Annotated in this window: 14 protein-coding genes; 1 reads left to right on the top strand and 13 read right to left on the bottom strand. The window is 65.2% G+C overall.

Annotated features, from left to right (window positions below; genetic code table 11):
- Positions 1-66 precede the first annotated feature (66 nt).
- From pnp to rimP, 8 genes are all read right to left on the bottom strand, one after another.
- A complete protein-coding gene (pnp, locus tag I3J27_RS00245) occupies positions 67-2,223 on the bottom strand; it encodes a polyribonucleotide nucleotidyltransferase (RefSeq protein WP_270164168.1) in 2,157 nt (718 codons plus the stop codon).
- Positions 2,224-2,600: 377 nt separating this feature from the next.
- Positions 2,601-2,870: a 30S ribosomal protein S15 gene (gene rpsO / locus I3J27_RS00240; protein ID WP_270164167.1), complete on the bottom strand. Its 270-nt coding sequence runs from the start codon at positions 2,868-2,870 to the stop codon at positions 2,601-2,603.
- Between the two features lie 2 nt (positions 2,871-2,872).
- Entirely contained in the window at positions 2,873-3,991 is a 1,119-nt protein-coding gene (truB, locus tag I3J27_RS00235) for a tRNA pseudouridine(55) synthase TruB (RefSeq protein ID WP_270164166.1), read from the bottom strand.
- Complete coding sequence (gene rbfA / locus I3J27_RS00230; protein WP_270164165.1) at positions 3,988-4,419, bottom strand: 30S ribosome-binding factor RbfA; 432 nt, start codon at positions 4,417-4,419, stop codon at positions 3,988-3,990. Before rbfA ends, truB begins: the two co-directional genes overlap by 4 nt.
- A gap of 155 nt (positions 4,420-4,574) precedes the next feature.
- Positions 4,575-7,283, bottom strand: a complete 2,709-nt coding sequence (infB, locus tag I3J27_RS00225; protein ID WP_270164164.1) for a translation initiation factor IF-2 — start codon at positions 7,281-7,283, stop codon at positions 4,575-4,577.
- Positions 7,284-7,353: 70 nt separating this feature from the next.
- Complete coding sequence (locus tag I3J27_RS00220) at positions 7,354-8,037, bottom strand: RNA-binding protein (protein ID WP_270164163.1); 684 nt, start codon at positions 8,035-8,037, stop codon at positions 7,354-7,356.
- 23 nt (positions 8,038-8,060) lie between these two features.
- Complete coding sequence (nusA, locus tag I3J27_RS00215) at positions 8,061-9,671, bottom strand: transcription termination factor NusA (RefSeq protein ID WP_270164162.1); 1,611 nt, start codon at positions 9,669-9,671, stop codon at positions 8,061-8,063.
- 2 nt (positions 9,672-9,673) lie between these two features.
- Positions 9,674-10,429 (bottom strand): ribosome maturation factor RimP, encoded by a 756-nt coding sequence (gene rimP / locus I3J27_RS00210; protein WP_270164161.1) that lies wholly within the window; start codon positions 10,427-10,429, stop codon positions 9,674-9,676.
- 362 nt (positions 10,430-10,791) lie between these two features.
- Between rimP and I3J27_RS00205 the strand changes: the two genes are divergently transcribed.
- Entirely contained in the window at positions 10,792-11,874 is a 1,083-nt protein-coding gene (locus I3J27_RS00205; protein ID WP_270164160.1) for a DUF2336 domain-containing protein, read from the top strand.
- Here I3J27_RS00205 and trmB read toward each other — a convergent pair.
- From trmB to I3J27_RS00180, 5 genes are all read right to left on the bottom strand, one after another.
- Complete coding sequence (gene trmB / locus I3J27_RS00200; protein ID WP_270164159.1) at positions 11,871-12,581, bottom strand: tRNA (guanosine(46)-N7)-methyltransferase TrmB; 711 nt, start codon at positions 12,579-12,581, stop codon at positions 11,871-11,873. The genes I3J27_RS00205 and trmB overlap by 4 nt on opposite strands.
- Positions 12,578-13,735 carry a M20 family metallopeptidase gene (locus I3J27_RS00195; RefSeq protein WP_270164158.1) on the bottom strand — a complete coding sequence of 386 codons (1,158 nt, stop codon included), beginning with the start codon at positions 13,733-13,735 and terminating at the stop codon, positions 12,578-12,580. Before I3J27_RS00195 ends, trmB begins: the two co-directional genes overlap by 4 nt.
- Positions 13,736-13,820: 85 nt before the next feature.
- Complete coding sequence (locus I3J27_RS00190; RefSeq protein ID WP_018319423.1) at positions 13,821-14,234, bottom strand: helix-turn-helix domain-containing protein; 414 nt, start codon at positions 14,232-14,234, stop codon at positions 13,821-13,823.
- 221 nt (positions 14,235-14,455) lie between these two features.
- Positions 14,456-16,069 (bottom strand): apolipoprotein N-acyltransferase, encoded by a 1,614-nt coding sequence (gene lnt, locus I3J27_RS00185; RefSeq protein ID WP_270164157.1) that lies wholly within the window; start codon positions 16,067-16,069, stop codon positions 14,456-14,458.
- The gene (locus I3J27_RS00180) at positions 16,066-17,184 is read right to left on the bottom strand and encodes a hemolysin family protein (protein ID WP_270164156.1); all 1,119 of its coding nucleotides are present in this window, start codon (positions 17,182-17,184) and stop codon (positions 16,066-16,068) included. The genes lnt and I3J27_RS00180 overlap by 4 nt, the downstream gene beginning before the upstream one ends.

The following is a 17,184-nucleotide window of genomic DNA, read 5'->3' as shown; positions in this document are numbered from 1 at the left end:
CATCCGAACACAAACAAAAAGGGCGGCCTCTCGGCCGCCCTTCGTGTTTCTGATGTCGCGGAGCGATTACTCGCCGGCGGCTTCGCGCGGGGCCTTCTCGCCCTCGCCGCCCTTGCCTTCGAGGTCTTCGCCGGTGGTCTGGTCGACGACCTTCATCGACAGGCGGGTCTTGCCGCGATCGTCGAAGCCGAGCAGCTTGACCTTGACCTTGTCGCCTTCCTTGACGACGTCGGAGGTCTTCTGCACGCGCGCCGAAGCGAGCTGGCTGATGTGGACGAGACCGTCCTTGGAGCCGAAGAAGTTCACGAAGGCGCCGAACTCCATGACCTTGACGACGGTGCCGTCGTAGATCTGGCCGACTTCCGGATCGGACGCGATCGACTTGATCCACTTGATCGCGGCCTTCATCGCCTCGCCGTCCGAGGAGGCGACCTTCACGGTGCCGTCGTCCTCGATGTTGACCTTGGCGCCGGTCTTCTCGACGATCTCGCGGATCACCTTGCCGCCGGTGCCGATCACTTCGCGGATCTTGTCGGTGGCGATCTTGAAGGTCTCGATGCGCGGCGCGTATTCGCCGAGCTCGGCGCGGGCGTTGGTGAGCGCCTTGGCCATCTCGCCGAGGATGTGGATACGGCCATCCTTGGCCTGACCGAGCGCGACCTTCATGATCTCCTCGGTGATGCCCTCGATCTTGATGTCCATCTGGAGCGAGGTGATGCCCTGCTCGGTACCCGCGACCTTGAAGTCCATGTCGCCGAGATGGTCTTCGTCACCGAGGATGTCCGAGAGAACCGCAAAGCGCTTGTCTTCGAGAATCAGGCCCATCGCGATGCCCGCGGTCGGCCGCTTCAAAGGCACGCCGGCATCCATCAGCGCGAGCGAGGCGCCGCAGACCGAAGCCATCGAGGACGAGCCGTTCGACTCGGTGATCTCCGACACCACGCGGGTGGTGTAGGGGAACTCGTGGTGCGGCGGCAGCACCGGGTGGATCGCGCGCCAGGCGAGCTTGCCGTGGCCGATCTCGCGGCGCTTGGTGCCGCCGAGGCGACCGGTCTCACCGACCGAATAGGGAGGGAAGTTGTAGTGCAGCAGGAACGTCTCCTTGTACGTTCCCGACAGCGCGTCGATGTACTGCTCGTCCTCGCCGGTGCCGAGCGTGGTCACGACCATCGCCTGGGTCTCGCCGCGGGTGAACAGCGCCGAGCCGTGGGCGCGGGGCAGCACGCCGACTTCGGCGACGATGTTGCGAACGGTCTTGCTGTCGCGGCCGTCGATGCGCTTGCCGGTGTCGAGGATGTTCCAGCGAACGATCTTGGCTTCGAGCTCCTTGAACACGCCGGCGACGCGCAGCTTGTCGTATTTCGGCTCCTGCCCTTCGGGGAAGTAATGGGCGATCACCTTTTCCTTGACCTTGCCGACCGCCGCGTAGCGATCCTGCTTGACCGGAATGGCGTAGGCGGCGCGCAGCTCCTGCTCGACGAGGCCGAGCATTTCCTTCTCGAGCGCCGAATTGTCGATGACGGTGACTTCGCGCGGCTCCTTGGCGGCCTTCTCGGCGAGCTCGATGATCGCGTTGATCACCGGCTGGAAGTGGCGGTGACCGAACATCACGGCGCCGAGCATGATCTCTTCGTTCAGTTCCTTGGCTTCCGATTCCACCATCAGCACGGCGTCGGCGGTGCCGGCGACGACCAGGTCGAGCTGGGTGTCCACCATCTCGTCCAGCGTCGGATTGAGGATGAACTCGTCATTGGCGAAGCCGACGCGCGCGGCGCCGATCGGGCCCTTGAAGGGCGCGCCGGACAGGGTCAGCGCCGCCGACGACGCCACCAGCGCCACGATGTCGGGGTCGTTCTCCATGTCGTGCGACAGCACGGTGACGATCACCTGGGTCTCGTTGCGCCAGCCGTCGACGAACAGCGGACGGATCGGACGGTCGATCAGGCGGGAGACCAATGTCTCCTTCTCGGTCGGACGACCCTCGCGCTTGAAATAGCCGCCGGGAATGCGGCCCGCTGCGTAGGTCTTCTCCTGGTAGTCGACGGTCAGCGGCAGGAAGTCGACGCCTTCGCGCGGCGCCTTCGCGGCGACGACGGTGGCGAGCACCACGGTCTCGCCATAGGTGGCGACGACGGCGCCGTCAGCCTGACGTGCGATCTTGCCGGTTTCGAGCTTGAGGGGGCGTCCACCCCAGTCGATCTCGACGGAATGCTTATTGAACATAGAGGTCTTCTTTCATGGGTTCTCGAAAGAAGGATGCGTTCGAAAAACAAAAACCATGCGCAAGATTGCGGGACGTTGATCGAAGCGGGTGATCAGCGTCCTGCGATCCTGCCATGGTTTTTGGATTTCGGATGGCGTCCATCCTTTCGGGTCATACGGGCGCCTTGCCCGTTGTGCCCAGCCGCCGGATTGCTGCTGGACTGTCAGTCGGCATGAACGCGAACACCGAACCGCGGTCCTCGCCCATCATGCCCCGGATGCTGGCCGTCAACGGTTTGCACCCGACGTGCACGCAGCCTCGATCAAAAACCTTTAAACAAACGCTTTCGTTCGAAACCACGCGCGAAAACGCGCGCCATTGGCGCGCGCAGGAACACTTAACGACGAATGTTGTGCTTCTCGAGCAGCGCCTTGTAACGCGCCTCGTCCCGCTTCTTCAGGTAGTCGAGGAGCGAACGGCGGGTCGAGACCAGCTTCAAGAGGCCGCGACGCGAATGGTTGTCCTTCACGTGGGTCTTGAAATGGGCGGTGAGGTTGTTGATGCGTTCCGACAGGATCGCGACCTGAACCTCCGGCGAGCCGGTGTCGCCGGCCTTGTTGGCATTCGTCTTGATGACTTCCGCTTTGCGTTCTGCGGCAATCGACATCGTCAATTTCTCTCGTTGCGACCGGGGCTGGCAGTCAGGCCGGTCAGGTTGAACACACGCTTGGGGATGATTTCGCCATTGCCGACTTCAGCAAGCGCCAACAGGCGGCCTGCCACCGTGACATAGACTGTGCCGCTACAAGTGGGCGCATCCCGTCCGCGCAACAAAACGGCTTGGCCCCGATGGAGCCTTGCCGCATCAGCCCGAGTGACGGCCAGTGCCGGGATGTCGTCCAGCGCGGTCTCAACGGGCATAAGCGCGTCGGCGAGGCTGCCCTCGCCGGACGCGGCTCTATCGCATAAAGCCTCTAACTGATCCAGCGGAATCATGTCGTTTTCGTCAAATGGGCCGACCAGGGTCCGCCGCAGCGCGCAGATATGGCCGTAAGTGCCGAGAATCCGGCCCATATCGCGGGCGAGCGCGCGGACATAGGTGCCCTTGCCGCACTCGGCCTCGAACACGGCTCGATCGGTATCTGGTTGATCTACAAGGGATAAATGATGAATCTCGACCGGGCGAGGCGCCAGTTCCACGACCTCGCCGTCGCGGGCGAGATCGTAGGCGCGCTCGCCCTGGACCTTGATCGCGGAATAGCGCGGCGGGATCTGCTCGATCACCCCGGTGAAGCGGGGCAGCAGGGCGAGGATCGCCTCCCGGCTCGGCCGCTGGTCGGAGGTCGCGGTGACCCGGCCCTCGATATCGTCGGTGTCGCGTTCCGCGCCCCAGCACACGGTGAACTGGTAGCGCTTGCGTCCGTCCATGACGAAGGGGACCGTCTTGGTGGCCTCGCCGAGGGCAATGGGCAGGCCGCCCGAGGCGAGCGGGTCGAGCGTGCCGGCGTGGCCTGCGCGCTTGGCGTTGAACAGGCGCTTGAGCACGGCGACGGCTTGCGTCGAGGTCATGCCGATCGGCTTGTCGAGCACGACCCAGCCGTGGACGTCGCGGCGGTCGCGGCGAACCTGGTTGCCCTTCTGCTGCTTGGCGCGCGGATCGTTGTTGACGCGGCGCGGCTCCTGATGCGGCTGGGACTCGCCGCCGAGATCCGCAAAATTATTTTTCTGCACGTCGCGCTGATCGGACTCTTCGCCGCCGATCGTGCCTTGAGCCGGGTCCATCGTCATTGCTCTTCTTCCCGATCCGAATCCGGATCCTGTTCCAAGTCCCTTTGCACCGCAGGCGTTCGCAAAAGCTTCTCGATCCGTTCCGCTTCGTCGAATCGTTCGTCGACGCGGAAGCGAAGGTCAGGTGCAAATTTCAGGTTAACGCGATGCGCGACCTCGCCGCGCAGGAATTTCTTGTTGCGCTCGAGCGCAGCGATGACGATCTCCGTGTCGCGGCCACCGAGCGGCATCACGTAGACGGTTGCGAGCTTCAAGTCGGGCGACATCCGCACCTCCGGCACGGTGATGATGTGACCTTCGAGGTCCGCATCATGCACGCTGCCTTGCGCCAGAATCTCGGCTATCGCGTGGCGAACCTGCTCGCCGACGCGCAACTGACGCTGCGAGCCGCCCGGCGCGGAACTCTTCTTCTGATGATGGCGGGGCATCTCTAAAAATCACCTCGTCGTGCCCGCGTTTGGGACACGAGCATTGTCATTTGGCCTGTTGAAACGAATGCGGCGCGATGGCCGGAATAAATCCGGCCATCGCACTCCCGCAATTTCAGCTCAAAAAGATCCGGACGCTTCGGTAAGATTTGGACTTACAGGGAGCGCTGGATCGTCTCCACGCGATAACACTCGATGACATCGCCTGCGCGCATGTCGTGGTAGTTCTCGAAGGCCATGCCGCATTCCTGACCGGACTGGACTTCCTTCACTTCGTCCTTGAAGCGCTTCAGCGTCGACAGCTTGCCTTCGTGCACGACGACGTTGTCGCGGATCAGGCGCACATTGGCGCCGCGTTCCACGGTGCCGTCGGTGACGCGGCAGCCGGCAACCTTGCCGACCTTGGAGATGTTGAAGATCTCCAGGATCGAGGCATTGCCCAGCATGGTCTCGCGCAAGGTCGGCGCGAGCAGGCCGCTCATCGCCTTCTTCACGTCGTCCACGAGGTCGTAGATGATGTTGTAGTAGCGGATCTCGATGCCGTTGCGCTTGGCGGCCGCAGCGGCCTCCTTGTTGGCACGAACCGAGAAGCCGATGATCGCGGCGTTGAAGCCTTCCGCGAGCGTCACGTCGGATTCCGAGATGCCGCCGACGCCGGCATGCAGGATGCGGGCGGCGACTTCGTCGGTGCCGAGCTTCTCCAGCGAGCCGAGGATCGCTTCCAGCGAGCCCTGCACGTCGGCCTTGATGATCAGCGGGAATTCCTTGCGGCCCGCCGTCTTCAATTGCGACATCATCTGCTCGAGCGAGCCGCGCATGCCGGAGATCGAGGCAGCCGCGTTCTCGCGCTTCTGGTGCGCGCGGTAGCTGGTGACCTGACGGGCGCGGGCTTCGTTCTCGACCACCGCGAGACGATCGCCGGCTTCCGGCGGACCGTTGAAGCCGAGCACCTCGACCGGAACCGAGGGGCCGGCTTCCTGCACGGTCTCGCCCTGATCCGAGATCAGTGCGCGGACGCGGCCCATCTCGGCGCCGGCGACGATGATGTCGCCGACACGGAGCGTGCCGCGCTGGACCAGCACGGTCGCGACCGGACCACGGCCGCGATCGAGCTTGGCTTCGATCACGGTGCCTTCGGCCGGGCGCTCCGAATTGGTCTTGAGGTCGAGGATGTCGGCCTGGAGCGCGATCATCTCGAGCAGCTTGTCGAGATTGGTCTTGTTCTTGGCGGACACTTCGACGTCGACGACTTCGCCGCCGAACGATTCGACCTGCACCTCGTGCTGGAGCAGCTCGGTGCGCACGCGCTCGGGCTTGGCGTCGGGCTTGTCGATCTTGTTGATGGCAACGATGATCGGCACCCGCGCCGCCTTGGCGTGGTTGATGGCTTCGATCGTCTGCGGCATCACGCCGTCATCGGCCGCAACCACCAGCACGACGATGTCGGTGACCTTGGCGCCGCGGGCGCGCATCGCGGTGAACGCGGCGTGACCGGGCGTGTCGATGAAGGTGATCTTCTTGCCGCTCTCGGGCGACAGCACCTGATAGGCGCCGATATGCTGGGTGATGCCGCCGGCTTCGCCGGAGACGACGTTGGCATGCCGGAGCGCGTCGAGCAGCGAGGTCTTGCCGTGGTCGACGTGACCCATCACGGTCACCACCGGCGAACGCGTCTCGGTGTCGGTGGAATCGTCGGTGGCGTCGAACAGGCCTTCTTCAACGTCGGACGCGGCAACGCGCTTGACGGTGTGCCCCAGCTCTTCGGCGATCAGCTGCGCGGTGTCGGCATCGATCACGTCGGTGATCTTGTGCATCGCGCCCTGCTTCATCAGCATGCGGATGACGTCGACCGCGCGCTCGGCCATGCGGTTGGCGAGCTCCTGGATGGTGATCGCTTCCGGAATGACCACCTCGCGGATGAGCTTTTCCTTCGGCTCGTTGGCCGCGTGGCCCTTCAGGCGCTGGGTGCGGCGGCGGAACGAGGCGATCGAACGCTCGCGGACCTCGTCGGCATTGAGCGCGGTCACGACCGTCAGGCGGCCGCGCTCCTTCTGCGGGCCGGGCTTGTGGGTGGGCTTGGGGGCGACCACAGGACGCGCGGCGCCGCCGGGACCGCGACGGATCTGGCGGGGACCATCGTCCTCGTCCGGTCCGGCTGCAACCGCGGGAGCGCGACCCAACGGGCCGCCTGCCGGCCGCGCCGTGGTCGTTCCGGGGCGCGCAGTCGTGGTTCCCGGGCGTGCCGTGGTGGTGGTGCCGGGGCGTGCTGCGGGCGCACCCGGGCGCGGCGCGGGAGCGCTCGGGGCAGCAGCTGCGGGACGCGGCGCGGATGCCGACGGCTGCTCGCCTTCGCCAAAACGCTTCTTGGCCTCGGTCTCGGCCTTGCGCTTGGCTTCGTCCTCGTGACGGTGGCGCTCTTCCTCGGCCTTGCGGCGGGATTCGGCGGCCTCGCGGTCGGCGCGCTCGGCGGCTTCGCGAACGGCGCGGCGCTGGGCCTCTTCCTCGGCCACGCGGCGCTCTTCGACTTCGCGCACCTTGGCATCGGCCAGCGCGCTGGCGCGGGCGGAACGCTCGTCCTCGGTCAGGGTGCGCAGCACGACGCCGGAGCCGGCGTTGCGCGGCGGCGCCGGGCGCGAAGGAGCGGGGGCAGGCGCGGCCGGTGCCGGCTTTGCAACAACCGTGGGAGCCTGCGGCTCGGGGCTGCCGTCGATACGGCGCTTGCCGCGCTTCTCGACCACGACCTGCTTGCTGCGGCCATGGCTGAAGCTCTGGCGCACAGTGCCCGTTTCGACGCGCGGCTTGAGCGATAGCGTCTTGCTCGGAACGCTCAGCTTCTTGTCGTCAGGGGTCTTGGTATCAACCATTCAGCAGTCCTAATCCTGATTTATCAGTGTTGTGCGTTGCCGCACCATCCTATCGGGTCGTCGTTGTCTCTCAGAAATCCTGGCCGGGCTTTTCGGCAGTCTTGTCAGCGTCCGCCATCCGGTATCGGACCAGCATCTGGCTACGGGACAAGAATGACTTGCTCGCCGGGCCCGCGAGCAGGGCAGCATGTATCACATTTGACCGGGTAAGTGCCAAATCCAATTCTATCGATTTCAGTGCGGTCACGACGGGAATCTGCGACCTGGAGCCGCGATTTCCGTCATTTTGACGCGCCAGCATGTCCAATTTGCGGATTCCGTCCGCGGCCCCGTCGCTGGCGTGGATCAGGACCTCGACCGTGCCTTCCTGCAGGGCGCTTTCGACCTTGCCGAAACCGGCGACGATCTGGCGCGCCTTGGCGGCGATCCCAAGGACTTCCGTCACGCTCCGGACCAGAAGCGCCTCGATATCGGCCGGAAAGGTCTGGGGAATGCGCAGCTCGCGCCTGAAGGCCCTCCCAAAATGGTGACGCCGCACGGCTTCCGCAACCACCTCGCGCGAGGCGGTGATCCACATGCCGCGTCCGGGCAGCTTGCGCTTGAGGTCGGGAACTACGTCTCCCTGAGGCGAGACGACGAAGCGGATCAGCTCGTCGATCGGCCGGACCTCGCGACTGACCGCGCACATGCGCATGGTCGCGGACCTTTCGGTCCGCGGTCCATGGTCAAGTTCGGGGTCAGTGTCCGAGAGCATCCGGGCGACATTCTCCTTCGCCCTTAAGCCGGCTGATCTTCGGTCGCCTCGGCCTCCTCAGAGGGCTTGGCGAGATCGGCCTCGGTGATCCAGCCGGCCTTGACGCGGGCCTGCATGATCATGGCTTCGGCATCGTCACGGGAGATGTCGATCCCGTCGAGCGCACCGGGATATTTGGTCTGCTCGCCGCCTTCCTTGCGCTCGGTCCAGCCGACCAGATCGTCGGTGGCGCAGCCGGCGAGGTCGTCGACGGTCTTGATGTCGTTCTCGCCGAACTTCACCAGCATCTTCGAGGTGACGCCGGGCACGTCCTTGACGGCGTCCTCGACGCCAAGTTCCTTGCGGCGGGCTTCGATCTCGGCTTCCTGCTGCTCGAGATATTCACGGGCACGGCTCTGGAGCTCCTGCGCGGTCTCCTCGTCGAAGCCCTCGATGCCGGCGAGTTCCTTGAGGTCCACCATCGCGAGTTCCTCGACCGAGGTGAAGCCTTCGGACGCCAGCAGCTGGCCGACCACCTCGTCGACGTTGAGCGATTCCATGAAGACGCGGGTGGAGTTCTCGAAGTCCGCCTGGCGGCGCTCCGATTCCTCCTGCTCGGTCAGGATGTCGATGTCCCAGCCGGTGAGCTGCGAGGCCAGACGCACGTTCTGGCCGCGGCGGCCGATCGCCAGCGAGAGCTGGTTGTTGGTGTCGGGGACGACGACCTCGATGCGCTCGCGATCCTCGTCGATGACGACCTTGGAGACTTCGGCCGGCGCCAGCGCGTTGACCACGAAGGTCGCGATATCGGGCGACCAGGGAATGATGTCGATCTTCTCGCCCTGCAATTCGTTCACCACCGCCTGCACGCGCGAGCCGCGCATACCGACGCATGCGCCGACCGGATCGACCGAGGAATCGCGGGAAATCACGCCGATTTTCGCGCGCGAGCCGGGATCGCGGGCGACCGCCTTGATCTCGACGATGCCGTCATAGATCTCAGGCACTTCCTGCGCGAACAGCTTCGCCATGAACTGCGGATGGGTGCGGGAGAGGAAGATCTGCGGGCCTCGCGTCTCGCGACGGACGTCGAAGATATAGGCGCGGACGCGGTCGCCGTTGCGGAACACTTCGCGCGGCAACATCTCGTCGCGGCGGATGATGGCTTCACCGCGGCCGAGGTCGACGATCACGCTGCCATATTCGACGCGCTTGACGACGCCGTTGACGATGTCGCCGATGCGATCCTTGAATTCCTGATATTGCCGGTCGCGCTCGGCCTCGCGCACCTTCTGCACGATTACCTGCTTGGCCGACTGCGCGGCGATGCGGCCGTATTCCAGCGGCGGCAGCGTATCGGCGATGGTGTCGCCTACCTGGGCGCCGGGATTGGCGCGCTGCGCGTCAACCAGCGAGATCTGGTTGGAATGGTTTTCGACCTTCTCGACCACCAGCATGTGGCGCGACAGCCGTAGCTCGCCCTTCTTCGGGTCGATCTCGGCGTGAACGTCAGTCTCGCTGCCGTAACGGGCTCGCGCCGCCTTGGCGATGGCGTCCTCCATCGCCGCGATGACGATGCCGCGGTCGATCGATTTTTCGCGTGCGACGGCGTCGGCGATCTGGAGCAATTCAAGTCGATTGGCGCTGACTGCCATGGCTAGTCTCCTTCGTCGGGCTCGATCTCGCCCCGCCGCGCGCGTTCGGCGGCCAAGCGATGTTTCTTGGTATTGGTCGGTGCCGGCTTCTTTTTCGGCTTGGTGTTCTTGGTGATCTTCGCGCTGATCTCCGCATGCGGTGCAGCCGGCGGCTCCAGCCCGAGATCCCTGCGCATCTGGCGCTCCTCGGCCTTGCCGCGGCGCATGGATTCCGCGATCAGATCGTCTGTCAGCACCAGCCGGGCCTCGCCGATATCTTCCATCGTCAGGAGAACGTCGGGATTATCGCTCGCCTTGGCGTCGTCGCGATGCAGATGCACGCGGTCGCCTTCGACGGCACCGAGCGTGCCACGGAACCGCTTGCGTCCTTCATGGGCGACCGCCATGTCGATCTTCACGAGATAACCGGCATAGCGTTCGAAATCGGAGCGGCGCACCAGCGGGCGGTCGATCCCCGGCGAAGAGATTTCCAGCCGGTAGGCGCGGTCGATGGGGTCTGCGACATCAAGCACGGGCGACAGCGCCCGCGAGATCGCTTCGCAATCCTCGAGCTGCATCGATCCGTCCGGCCGCTCGGCCATGATCTGCACGGTGCAGCCGGCTTCCCCGGAAATGCGAATCCGCACCAGGCGATAGCCCATGCCCTCGAGCACCGGCCCTGCGACCGCGGACACCCGCGCCGCCACGCCCGGCTCGACCACGAGCCTCGGCTCGGCCAGCAACTCGGCATCGGTGGAACCAGTGTTCGGTTCGGTCATATCAGGGGTCAAGGCGCTTGATGGTTAAGGCTTGGTTAAGATTTCGAAGTCCGCTTCGGAACTCTCCCGACCGCTCGTCGGGCCACATCTTCCGCCAAGCCGCGTTCAGGTAATAAAAAAGAGCGGGTCCTTTCGGGCCCACTCTCACTACGCGGATCGTATGAGAAGATGAATTGGCGCTGATATAGCCCGTTCCGCCCTCCCGGACAAGGCCCATTGGAGGCGAGAGGAGGCTTTTTGCGCCCGATCGGCGGACCCCCCGCGCAACGCTTCCTTCATCTCCGAGGCCTAGATTCCCTGATCGTGGGGCGGCTTGGACCAAGGGCGCACCCGCGGCGTGCCCTATACGAGTTTGCGTTTTCATGACCGTTGCCACGTCGCTCATTCCCGGACTGGACGATATCGTCAAACGCGGCGATCCCCGGCGTCGTGGCGAGATCGCGCGCGCCATCGCGCAATTATTCTTCCAGGACGCCGAGAAGCTTCGTCCCGATCTCATCGATCTCTTCGACAACCTGCTGATCGATCTCGTCCCGCATGCCGAGCTTGCCTCGCGCGCCGATCTCGCCGAACGCTTCTCGCGCCTGAACAACGCGCCGCCGCATCTGGTGAACCAGCTTGCGCGCGAAAACGAGATCATGGTGGCGGGCCCCGTGCTGCGCCGCTCGCCCGTGCTCGATGAAGCCGCTCTGGTTGAAATCGCGCGGCTGAAGGGCCAGGGGCATTTGCTGGCGATGACGGAGCGGCCCACTTTGTCGTCTGTCGTCACCGACGTGCTGGTCGAGCGCGGCGACCGCGACGTGGTGCGTCGCGCCGTAGGCAATGCCGGTGCAGTGTTCTCGCCGGGCAGTTATTCCGAGCTGATCAAGCGTGCGTCGCAGGACGGCGTGCTGACGCTGAAGATCGGTCAGCGCAACGATCTCTCGTGCGATCACCTGAAAGAGCTGCTCAACGGCACGCTCGACGTCATCCGCCGCCGCCTCTCCAGCGTGGTCAATCCCTCGCGCCAGGTCGAGATCAAGCGCGCCATGGCGGCGATCGAGGAGGCCTCGCTGCCGCCGGGGCCGCGTCGCGATTTCTCGGCGGCACAGCGCACGGTGCTCGCCCTGCATCGCGAGGGCCATCTCGGCGAGAGCGCGCTGCTCGGCTTTGCCAAGGCACACAAATACGAGGAATCGATCGCCTCGCTCTCGGCGATGGCCGGCGTCCGCCTCTCGATCCTCGACCGCCTGATCGCGGGCGACCGCTACGATCCGATTCTGATCCTGGGGCGCATGCTGAATCTCGGCTGGCCCACGGTGCGCGCGATGGTCCTGATGTGGTACGGGCCGCATCGCACCCCGGCCGATGCCGACATCGAGCAGGCGCGCGTGAACTTCACGCGGCTGATGCCGGCGACAGCCGAGCGCGTCGTGAAATTCTGGCGTAACCGGCAGACGATCTAAACTCGCTTGAAACGCAGATACGTCGTCTTGCGCCCCTCGCGCGTGGCCTTCCGGCCGTAGCGTGTCATGGTGTAGCCCGCCCATGGTTGCCGGAAATCGTCGGCGCGTTCCGCAAGCCAGACGAAATCTACAGAGCGCGCCAGATGCGACAGCGTCCAGGCGCAGTAATCGTCGATGTCGCAGACGAAGCGGAATTCGCCGCCGCTCCTCAGCACGCGCGCCATCGCGGCGATGGTCCGGTCCTGGACGAAGCGCCGCTTCCAGTGCCGCCGCTTCGGCCAGGGATCGGGATGGATCAGGTCGATCCGCGACAGCGAGGCCGGCGGCAGCCAGGCCAGCAGCTCGGCGGCATCGCCGGCGAACAGGCGGATGTTGGCGATGTTTGCGGCTTCGATCTGCGCGAGGATCTTCGCCATGCCGTTGACATAGGGCTCGCAGCCGATGAAGCCGGTCGTGGCGAAGTTTTGCGCTTCCGCCGCAAGATGCTCGCCGCCGCCGAAGCCGATCTCGAGCCGCACATCGTCCGCCGCGGGATCGAAGATCGCGTTGGCGCTCGCCGGCTTCTCGCCCTCGATGTCGAGCGCGAGATGCGGCAGCAGATGATCGACCAACTCGGCCTGGTGCTGCCTGAGCTTGTGGCCCTTGCGGCGCCCGAAGAAGGCGCGCTCGCTGTCGTCACGCTCGGGATCTGATTTGCGTTCGTTCATCGCAGCGTCTGGTACAGGCGATGGAGCAGCCGCGCGCGCGGTTCGAGCGACGAGACATAGAGCTGCTCATAGTGGGTGTGCGCGCCCTTGCCGTCGACGCCGAGCCCGTCGAGCGTCGCAGTGTGCGCGGCGGTGAAATTGCCGTCCGAGCCGCCGCCGGTGTGGGTGTCGATCAGATCGAAACCGATCTCGGCGGCAAGCGTCTTCGCATGTTCGTACAGCGAGGCCCCTGCATTGCTCTTCTCGTAAGGCGGACGATTGAGCTCGCCGGTGACCTTGACGGTGACGCCCTCCGTCTTCGATGTCAGGGCGAGGATTCTGCCGACGAATTCGTCCGCGTCCTTGAAGCTCATCACGCGCAGATCGACTTCGGCAGAGGCCTCTTCCGGCGTCACGTTGGGACGCGTGCCGCCGCGCACCACGCCGACATTGACGCTGACGCCGCGCTCAATGTCGTTCATCCCCTCCAACGCCAGAATGACGTTGGCGAGCTCGCGGACGGCGCTGCGTCCGTCCTGGGGCCGCGTGCCGGCATGCGCAGGCACGCCCTTGATCAACACCTTGAAGCGGCCGACGCCCTTGCGGCCGGTGACGATCCTGCCGCCGTCGCGCGCCGGCTCCGTCACCAGCACATATTTGGCCTTGCGTCCTTCCGTCTCGATCAGCGCGCGGGAGGTCGGGCTGCCGATCTCCTCGTCGGAGGTGAACAGATGCGTGATGCCGAGCGGCGAACGATCGCCGGCGGCACAGAGCGCGCGAAAGGCGTGATGGGCGATGTAGGCGCCGCCCTTCATGTCGTAGATGCCGGGACCGAACGCGCTGTCGCCCTCGACCTTGAACGGCAGGCGCGCGATGAATCCCATGGGGTGAACGGTATCGAGGTGGCTCAGCACCAGAATGCCCGGTTTGTCCTGGCCCCAGGTCGAGCGCGCGACGAGATGATCTCCGCAGCCGTCGACGCCGGCGACGCGTTCGAGCGTGACCGGCAGATCGCGATATTGCTCCGCGACGACAGAGACCAGTCTGTTGACCTGTTCAGGCGCGTCCGTCGGCGTCTCGATCTCCACCCAGCGGCGGATACCATCGAGAATAGTTTGAGAATCGAACCAGTTGGCGTTGGTCATGGACGCATCTGTGCCTTTGAACCGCATCATCGAACAGGGCGCGCATCACGGCGCGGCCGCAAATGACGACATAGGCCAGATTTGACGCAGTCTCAAATCGGATCGAGCGCGCGCGTCAGCGCTTGTCGGGGCCTTCGCGGGCCGCGATCTGCTCGACGAGATCGACGATCGAGCGGCGCATCTTCGAATCGGTGATTCGGGTGAACGCTTTGGTCAAAGCGAGACCCTCGGAGGTCGCGAGGAAGTCCGAGACATAGGAGGGCGAGGCGCCTTCGCTGAAGCCGTCGGGCCCCGGCACGCCGCTCGGGCCGCCCTCGAACAGGAACGACACCGGCACCTGGAGAATCTCGGCGATCTGCTGGATGCGACTGGCACCAACGCGATTCGTACCCTTCTCGTACTTCTGGATCTGCTGGAAAGTCAGGCCCAAGGCCTCACCGAGCTTTTCCTGGCTCATGCCCAACATGATGCGGCGCATACGCACGCGGCTGCCGACATATTTGTCAACAGGGTTGGGCGCTTTCGACATTTCCTCAGCCTCCAAACACCACCTTCAGCGCAATCATCGAGAATGCCTCAGGTGCAAGCATCGTCAAAATCAAACCCTGTTATTGGGAAACATTGCGGAGAAATTTAGCAACGTCCGCTGTCTTTCGCAGCCGGTGCAGAATGAGGAGGGCGCGTGCAGTCTGTCAACCGTGGGACTACGGTTGTCAAAGGATTCCGGTCGTTGCGGCGGCGAGGGCGTGATCAGGGGTGCCGTTTGGCAACACGCCGGCGCACCGCCAGAAACACTGCCAGCGCGACGAGCATGGCTGCGGGCACGTCGCCCACCCGCGCGTAGACGGTCGGCGGGATCGCGGCGGGCAGGTTTGCATCCAAAATGCCTTCGACACCGAGGCCGAGGCTGGCAATGGTGCGTCCGACCGGATCGATCACCGCCGATACGCCGGTATTGGCGGAGCGGACCAGCGGCAGTCCGAGTTCGATCGCGCGCATCCGTGCCTGCTCCAGATGCTGATAGGGGCCGGTCGAGATGCCGAACCAGCCGTCATTGGTCAGGTTCACGATCCAACCCGGACGCTCGTTGCGGCCGGCGACCTCGCCTGGAAAAATCGCTTCGTAGCAGATCAGCGGCAGCGCGGGCGGCGCGCCGGGCACCGGCAGCGCATGCCGCACGCTGCCGGGAATGAAGCCGCCGCGCACGCGCGTGAGTTGCTCGAAGCCGAGCTTCTCCATCAAGCCCTGGTAAGGCAGAAATTCGCCGAACGGCACGAGGTGGAGCTTGTCGTAAACCGAGAGCACGCTGCCGTCGTGGTCGATGACGTAGATCGAATTATAGGCGCGGGTGATCGGCGTGCCGCGCGGCAGGTCGGGGGCGCGGACCGAGCCGGTGATCAGCACGGTGCCCTTCGGCAGCAGCTCGGCGATCTGCGCCATCGCGTCGGCTTCGCGGGTGAGGAAGAACGGAAAGGCTGATTCCGGCCAGATCAGGATGGTGGCATCCCGCACGCCGGTCGATTGCGGTCCCGAGGCGCGATCGGACAGAGCCAGATATTTCTTCATCACCTCCGCCTTGGCGGCGTAGTTGAATTTGGCGTCCTGCTGGAGGTCCGGTTGCATCAGGCGCAGCTTGGCGCCCGCCACCATCGTGGTCTGATGCAGGGACAGGCGGATCGCGCCGAAGATGCTCATGACAAGCAGAAGCGCAATTGCCGCGGCCGGGGCGCGCCAGGCCGGTCGGCGATCCGGCGTGCGGTCGATCAGCGCCGCGGGGCTCGCGAAGATCGCGATGCTGAGGAACGTCATGCCCCACAGGCCGATCAGCGAGGCCGTCTGTGCCAGCGGCAGCGGCTCGGACAGGGCATAGCCGAACGCGTTCCAGGGAAAGCCGGTCAGCACGTGACCGCGCAGCCATTCGGCGACGGTGAGGCTTGCAGCGAGCGCGAGGATGCGCGTCGCATCCTTGGTCCAGAGCAGGCGGGCCAGCGCAAAGCCGATCGCCGTGAAGATGGAGAGATAGGCCGGCAGGCCGAGCACGGCGAACGGCGTCAGCCAGGCGAAGATGTCGGCTTCGACGAAGAAAGCCTTGCCGATCCAGTAGAGGCCGGGCACGAAATAGCCGAGCCCGAACCAGTAGCCGGTCAGCGCCGCGGCGGGCACGCCGTTGTAGCGTCCGGCGCCGGCACCGTCGATCAGCCAGACCATGACGGGCAGGGTGACGAACAGCACCGGAAAGATATTGAACGGCGCCAGCGCCAGCACCGACAGCGCACCGCACCCCATCGCGAGGAGCGCGCGCTTCCATCCCCAGGTGAGGATGATGGCAAGCGCAATTTGCCGAAATCGCTGGAAGGCGCTCACTGCGGGCCGGCCCCGTCGCTTGGCGGCGGGGTGGGGGTATCGCCGGATGGCGGCTGACCGCTCTCCGGCGTGGCCTCGCGGCGGCGGCTCTCGCGCTGGGTGCGCGGCGCCGGGCGCTCCTTCCGTGTCGAGATGCGCAGCCGCTTGACGCGGCGCGGATCGGCGTCGAGCACCTCGACCTCGTAAGTGCCGGGGCCCGAGATCACCTCGCCGCGCACCGGCAGGCGCCCGACGAAGCTGACGAGATAGCCGCCGAGCGTCTCGACTTCCTCGCCGGCCTCGCCGGTGACGAAATCCTCGCCGATCACCGTGCGGACGTCGTCGAGGCTGGCGCGGGCATCGGCGATGAAGGCGTTGTCCGGCAGCCGCACGATCGAGGGCGGTTCGTCGCTGTCATGCTCGTCGTCGATCTCGCCGACGATCTGCTCGACGATGTCCTCGAGCGAAACCAGCCCGTCACTGCCGCCATATTCATCGACCACCAGTGCCAGATGGATGCGCGTGGCCTGCATCTGCGCGAGCAGGTCGATCGCCCGCATCGACGGCGGCACGTAAAGCAGCTTGCGGATGATGCGCGCGTCCTGAAGCGGCAGCGCGAGATCGACGGCCTTCAAATCGAGCCCGGCCGGCAGCGGCTTCTTGCGTTTGGTCTTGGTGGCCTCCGATACGCGCGCGCGCGCGGTCATGAAGGCGAGCAGATCGCGGATATGGACGATGCCGACAGGATCGTCGAGCGTCTCATTGTAAACCACGAGCCGCGAATGGCCGGCGCTTTCGAAACGGTCCATCAATTCGCCGAGCGGGATGTCGCGCTTCACCGCGACGACGTCGGCGCGATGCACCATGACGTCGGCGATGCGGCGCTCGTGCAGGCCGAGGATGTTGCGCAGCATGGTGCGCTCGACCGCCGAGAAGCCGGTGTCGCCGGGTGTCGTGGCGTCGAGCACGACCTGGAGATCGTCGCGCACCGATCCGGCCTTCCAGCCGAACAGCGTGCGGATGGCGCGCAGCAGCCAGCCGTCCGCGGTTGGACGCATCACCGCGCCTGGCGTCACCACGGCCGGCAGATTGGCCGTGTTGCGCGGATTGTCGTGGGTAGGCTCGGAATCCGGCAT

Source organism: Bradyrhizobium xenonodulans (genome assembly GCF_027594865.1).
Lineage (GTDB): Bacteria > Pseudomonadota > Alphaproteobacteria > Rhizobiales > Xanthobacteraceae > Bradyrhizobium > Bradyrhizobium xenonodulans.
This window is presented reverse-complemented; position numbering and strand designations above follow the sequence as displayed.